General features: G+C 61.9%; 8 protein-coding genes and 1 pseudogene. 1 reads left to right on the top strand and 8 read right to left on the bottom strand.

Annotation, left to right across the window (positions count from 1 at the left end; all coding sequences use genetic code 11):
* Nucleotides 1-78 precede the first annotated feature (78 nt).
* From EOD07_RS23995 to EOD07_RS23960, 8 genes are all read right to left on the bottom strand, one after another.
* Complete coding sequence (locus tag EOD07_RS23995; protein WP_127237208.1) at nt 79-477, bottom strand: DUF1801 domain-containing protein; 399 nt, start codon at nt 475-477, stop codon at nt 79-81.
* A gap of 76 nt (nt 478-553) precedes the next feature.
* Complete coding sequence (locus EOD07_RS23990; protein ID WP_127237207.1) at nt 554-997, bottom strand: DUF1801 domain-containing protein; 444 nt, start codon at nt 995-997, stop codon at nt 554-556.
* Nucleotides 997-1,230, bottom strand: coding sequence for a hypothetical protein (locus EOD07_RS23985; protein ID WP_041004903.1), 234 nt, complete (start codon nt 1,228-1,230; stop codon nt 997-999). The genes EOD07_RS23990 and EOD07_RS23985 overlap by 1 nt, the downstream gene beginning before the upstream one ends.
* A 39-nt stretch (nt 1,231-1,269) precedes the next feature.
* Nucleotides 1,270-1,662: a VOC family protein gene (locus tag EOD07_RS23980; protein WP_040990290.1), complete on the bottom strand. Its 393-nt coding sequence runs from the start codon at nt 1,660-1,662 to the stop codon at nt 1,270-1,272.
* Between the two features lie 78 nt (nt 1,663-1,740).
* Nucleotides 1,741-2,145, bottom strand: coding sequence for an SRPBCC domain-containing protein (locus EOD07_RS23975; RefSeq protein ID WP_040990289.1), 405 nt, complete (start codon nt 2,143-2,145; stop codon nt 1,741-1,743).
* Complete coding sequence (locus tag EOD07_RS23970; RefSeq protein ID WP_040990288.1) at nt 2,142-2,465, bottom strand: metalloregulator ArsR/SmtB family transcription factor; 324 nt, start codon at nt 2,463-2,465, stop codon at nt 2,142-2,144. The genes EOD07_RS23975 and EOD07_RS23970 overlap by 4 nt, the downstream gene beginning before the upstream one ends.
* A 219-nt stretch (nt 2,466-2,684) precedes the next feature.
* Nucleotides 2,685-3,146, bottom strand: coding sequence for an NUDIX hydrolase (locus EOD07_RS23965; protein ID WP_041004901.1), 462 nt, complete (start codon nt 3,144-3,146; stop codon nt 2,685-2,687).
* A gap of 248 nt (nt 3,147-3,394) precedes the next feature.
* Entirely contained in the window at nt 3,395-3,718 is a 324-nt protein-coding gene (locus EOD07_RS23960; protein ID WP_245470443.1) for a hypothetical protein, read from the bottom strand.
* A 432-nt stretch (nt 3,719-4,150) separates the two neighbouring features.
* Here EOD07_RS23960 and EOD07_RS23955 point away from each other — a divergent pair.
* Nucleotides 4,151-4,467 (top strand): annotated as a pseudogene (locus EOD07_RS23955) (hypothetical protein); the annotation flags it as partial.

Below are 4,467 nucleotides of genomic sequence, written 5' to 3'. Positions count from 1 at the left end.
AAGTAAATATCCCCAGTGTGAGCGCGCCGAAGCAAAACTCGGCTAAATCAATCCGATAGCGCCCCGGTCAGCCGTCCCTCAGCGTTTGGTCTTCGATCTGTTGAGGCTTACGGCTTCGCGGACGAGCGCCTTCAGGGCGTCGGCGTCGATCGTGTCGCCTTCCTTGAAATCGATGGCACGCCTGGTATTGCCTTCGAGGCTGGAGTTGAAGAGCTTTTTGGGATCGGGCAGCGCCGCGCCCCTGGCGAAGGTCAGCTTGACGACGGCCTTGTAGGTCTCGCCGGTGCAGATCATGCCGGCATCCTCCCAGACCGGCACGCCGCGCCATTTCCATGTCTCGACCGCTTCGGGCGCGGCTTGCCGGATCAGGGCGCGGAGCCGGGCAAGCGTCTCTCCGCGCCAGTCGCCGAGCTCCTCGATCCTCGCATCGATCAGCTCGGACGGAGACTTCTCGCCCTGGGCGCTGTCTTTCTGCATGTTCGGTTCTCCCGCGGCTGAATGGAAATTGCAATCATGTCTCTTTCAGGGAGACGGCGCTTGATCGTTGGCGCGCTTACATCCGTTCCCCGGGCAACCGGCTTGCCTGCTTCACCCAGGAGACGAACTGCGCCTCGTCGAGCCGATCGTTCTCATGGATGTGGAGATAGCGTGTGTCCTTGCTCCTGGATTCGACCGGCGGCACGGGCTCCAGCGACAGGCCGCGGAAGAACGCCACCTTGATGTATCTGGCGAAGCAGTGGATGCCGAGGAACCAGCCTTCGCCTTCCATGCCGTAGAATGGAGAGTTCCATTTGACGGCCTTTTGCACGTTGGGAACGGCCTGCACGATGATCTGGTCGAGCCGGCGCCCGACCTCGCTCTTCCAGCCCGGCATCGCCGCGATATAGGCCTGCACGGGAGCATCGCCATAGCCCTTGGCGATCTGCGGGTTGCCGCCTGAAAGCAGGGCAGGTTTCGCGTTCGCGGACCCGGCAGTCTTCGATTTCGCCTTCGCCATCAGGCCGATCCCGTGCGCTCGCCCGCCGGCTCGCCGCGCTGCCTGCCGATATAGGGCAGCACGAACATATAGAGCCCGCTGAACAGCAGCAGGAAAAGCGGGATCAACGGCGAATAGACGATCCAGGCGGGCGGCGGACCCATGGCCATGGCGGCGAAATTGGCAATGACGGTGACGGTGAAGATGATCGACAGCCAGCGGTGAAGCTGCCTGATCCATTTGCTCCAGTTCAATCTAACCTCCCTTGCGAATGACGAGACGGATCGAGCTCTCTACCAGCGCGCCAGCTGCGAGAGCTGAACGAGGTTGCCGCAGGTGTCGTTGAGCTGCGCGATGGTCGCGCCCGTCACCGCGGTCGGCGCCATGGCGAAGGTGCCGCCATTAGCCTTGATGCGCTCATGGTCGGCCTTGACGTCGTCGGTGAACAGCATCAGCGCCGGCTGGCCCTGCTTGAAGATGGCCTGCTGATAGGTTTTTGCGGCCGGATTGTCGTTGAGCGCCAGCTGCAGCTCGGTGCCGTCAGGGTCGTCCGGCGAGACGACAGTTAGCCAGCGAAACGGTCCGTTGGTGAAGTCGGCCTTCTTGGTGAAGCCCAGCACGTCGGTGTAGAAGCCGAGCGCCTTTTCCTGGTCGTCGACATAGATGCTGGTCAGCTTGATCTTCATTTCGTGTCTCCATTGCTTACGCCTGCGGTTTGCCGCCCCGCCGGGATCCGTGTCTGTCTTTTGAGGCTTCGGCGGACGTCAATCGATCCGCGAAAGCAACTGCTCCAGGGCCGTGAAGTTGCGTTTCCAGCCCACCGTGGCCCCGCGGTAGTACGGCTCCTGATCGGTGCGGAAGCCGACCTGCTCCATACGCAGATGCGTGCCCGTGCCCGTCGGGGTGAGCGTCCAGGTGACCACGCTCTCGAGGTCCTTGGTGTCCCAGCTGTAGGACAGGGTCCTGTTGGGCTCGACCGTGCGCACCCGGCAGTCGACGCCGCCCCATTCCGCGTTCAGGCTGAAGCGGTGCTCCACGACCGGCTTGAAGTCGTTCTTCATCAGCCACTCCTCGATGAGATGCGGTTGGGTGAGCGCGCGCCAGATCTTTTCCGGCGGAAAAGGTATCTCGCGCTCGACGATGACGGAGCGCGTTGCGGCTTCATTCATTGATCCATCCTTTTGAGCAGGTCTTCCAGGTCGTCGAACCGACTTTCCCAAAACCCCGCCATGTCACGCGTCCAGTCCATCAAGGGCGCAAGCGCCTTGAGCTGGGCGCTGTAATGGGTCTGGCGCCCTTCATGGCGGTCGCGCACCAGACCCGCCTCCTTGAGGACGCCGAGATGCTTCGACACCGCCGGCTGCGATACGCCGGCCTGCGCGGTCAGCGCCCCGACCGTCTGCTCGCCCTGGCGGCACAGACGTTCGAAGATGGCGCGCCGCGTCGGATCGGCAAGCGTCCTGAACAGCATGTCATGCGCGGTCGTCATTCCAATCAATAACCCGTTGGCTATTGGTTGACGTATAACCGTTGGGATATGTATGAGTCAAGCAGCGAATGAGGGCCACTCGAAACCGCAACGCCCAGGATGCGTCCGCTTCGGAACAATCGCCGGAAGGCGAACGAAACAGAGGCGGCTGACCGGGAATGGCTCTGTGCCTGCGCCGCCACGCCGCGACCCTTCCGAACGACACGGGGCAGGGATTGCCTATGCCGCCGCCGGAACGGTCAAATCCCGCAACAGCGTTGAAAGCTCCGGCTCGTCGATGAGCAATGCGGCATCTGCCGCCGGCAGCCATGCGCGCTGCCGGTTCGCGGCTTCCCGCCAGTCGGCGAGCTCCTCGGTGACCTGCAGCAGGTAGACCGCCACATCGACGCGAATGAAGCCGTTGGTCATGCGTTTCCAATAGGAATAGGTGCCGGCCGGCTGCTTCAGCGCCTTGCCCAGAACGCCCGCTTCTTCCTGGGCTTCGATCGTTGCCGCCTTGCGACCGCTCTTGCCCTTCATCGGCCAACCCTTCGGCACGATGAAGCGCCGCGTGGTGCGCGAGGTGACCAGCAGCACTTCGAGGCTGCCGTCTTCCCGCAATCGATACGGAATCGCCGCCACCTGGCGGATCCGTTGGCCTTTCCTGGCTTTGCGAACTGCTTTCTTTTTGGTCGTTGCCATCCCAAATTCCGGTGAGAGCAGCGTTTTGCCGCATGCTGCCCGCGCGGCAAAAAACCTGTTCCCCTGCAAACGCTAGAGCGTCTCACCGTTTCGTGGAAACGGCGAACCGCTCTATCTCTCTGTCCTGACGCAATTCCCGACGGAAAACCGTGTCACACTTTTCCTGGAATTGCTCTAAAACCACCGCCCTTGCAATCCGCCATTTTGCCAGCAAGTAAGTCGGCTAATAAACTGAAAAAAACAAAATGTCAGCGGCAAACCCTGGAAATCGTGTTGCCGACCGCTTCCATCCGGCATGTCTTGTCATATACCGGCACATCGGGCTGGTTCCTGGGCGGGGTCGGCCGGTCCAGCTCGCGATAAAGTTGCTGCTGCTGCTGGTATTGCTGCCGCTGCAACCTGTTCTGCAATTGCTGCAGCTCATTCTGTTGCACCAATGCGTTGCGGTTCGTCGGGATGACGATTTGCGCATAAGACGGCGCGACCTGAGAAATCGCGGCCGCCAGCATGGCGCCGGCCAGAACAGCCAGAGAGTGACGAAGCATCCGCGCGGCTCCCATGCGAAAAACCATGCATCTCATATAGTGCGGGCGGCCAATAACGCCATGGCTGACTGCGAAGCGTGATGCGGCTCACGGAAGCCGCGCGATTGTCGTCATATGACGACTGGCAAACACCGTGCGATTTGGTCAGTGTCCCTTACGTAAGTTTTTGGCTTCCACAACCAAAAAGTTAGGATATCCTAAAAAGGCACCGCTCATCAACCGGCGGTGTATCGACTTGAACGGGCATGACGCGGCCTGCAAGCCGCAAGGGACGTGGCGCTGACTTAAGGGTGGTGAGCGCGATCACGACGAGGGTGGGGCATGTCGCTGTTTTCGAATCGGCGCGCGCAATGTGCGTTGTGCATTGCGGATCATCGGTCTGGTGCCAGGGGAACAGGAGCCGGCGATCTCAACCTGAGCATCGGCCGGGCCGCGGTCCTGGCGGGCCGTCTCGGTTTCTTGCTCGGCGCGACGGCTCTGGCCGGGCTTTCCGTCCATTGCGGCTCTGCCCATGCGCAGGTGGTGATCAACAATGACGGGGCGCCTGGCGATGATGGCGCCAACGCCTTCGGCGATTCGGACGGCGAGAACGGCGACCCTGGCGGAAATTCCACCTTCACCAACAATGCTCCCATCTCCACTGTGGGAACGGCTGCCTTTGTCGGCAGCGCCAAGGGAGGCGACGGCGGCGACGGCGGCACCGTCATCCACGCCACCGCGATCCCGCCCTTTGTCGAACTCGAGGGCGGCGACGGCGGAGATGGCGGGCCCGGCGG

The sequence above is a fragment of the Mesorhizobium sp. M2C.T.Ca.TU.002.02.1.1 genome, from assembly GCF_003997225.1.
The sequence above is the reverse complement of the archived record's forward strand: the minus strand, read 5'-3'. Positions and strand labels throughout refer to the sequence as shown.

Excerpts from the sequence above, each read along its gene's own strand:
- EOD07_RS23990 (WP_127237207.1), bottom strand. The coding sequence starts at position 997 with ATGGCGAAGGCGAAATCGAAGACTGCCGGGTCCGCGAACGCGAAACCT.
- EOD07_RS23965 (WP_041004901.1), bottom strand. The coding sequence starts at position 3,146 with ATGGCAACGACCAAAAAGAAAGCAGTTCGCAAAGCCAGGAAAGGCCAA.
- EOD07_RS23970 (WP_040990288.1), bottom strand. The coding sequence starts at position 2,465 with ATGACGACCGCGCATGACATGCTGTTCAGGACGCTTGCCGATCCGACG.
- EOD07_RS23960 (WP_245470443.1), bottom strand. The coding sequence starts at position 3,718 with ATGGTTTTTCGCATGGGAGCCGCGCGGATGCTTCGTCACTCTCTGGCT.
- EOD07_RS23980 (WP_040990290.1), bottom strand. The coding sequence starts at position 1,662 with ATGAAGATCAAGCTGACCAGCATCTATGTCGACGACCAGGAAAAGGCG.
- EOD07_RS23975 (WP_040990289.1), bottom strand. The coding sequence starts at position 2,145 with ATGAATGAAGCCGCAACGCGCTCCGTCATCGTCGAGCGCGAGATACCT.
- EOD07_RS23995 (WP_127237208.1), bottom strand. The coding sequence starts at position 477 with ATGCAGAAAGACAGCGCCCAGGGCGAGAAGTCTCCGTCCGAGCTGATC.